Here is a 482-nt window from a genome sequence, read left to right as displayed (position 1 = left end):
TCCGAAAGTAAAACTGCGGCCGGTACCCAGAAAAAAACCCCGTGTGCCGGCCCCCCTCCTCCTTCCTCAACACGTACACCGAGGCCTCAAACTTCGTGTGCGGCGTAATGCTCCCAGGCCTCGCCAACACCTGCCCCCGCTCCACCTCCTCCCGGCTTACACCCCGCAAAAGCAATCCCACATTGTCCCCAGCTATCCCCTCCTGCAACGTCTTCCGGTGCATCTCTACACCCGTAACCACCGTCTTCCGCGTCTCCGGAGCAAGGCCCACAATCTCCACCTCGTCCCCAACCTTCACCTTGCCCCGCTCAATCCGCCCCGTGGCCACCGTCCCACGCCCCGTGATGGTAAACACGTCCTCCACCGGCATCAAGAACGGCTTGTCCACGTCCCGCACCGGCGTGGGTATGTACTCGTCCACCGCGTCCAACAACTCCCAAATCCTGTCCACCCACTCGTTCTCCCCACGCTTCGTCTTGGGG

Annotated in this window: 1 protein-coding gene; it reads right to left on the bottom strand. The window is 62.2% G+C overall.

Annotated features, from left to right (window positions below; translation table 11 throughout):
- Window positions 1-482: EF-Tu/IF-2/RF-3 family GTPase (locus ACYQ0J_RS07485; RefSeq protein WP_460171540.1), on the bottom strand; the 482-nt coding region annotated here is incomplete at both ends.

The organism is Thermus sp. FJN-A (assembly GCF_054655095.1).
This window is presented reverse-complemented; position numbering and strand designations above follow the sequence as displayed.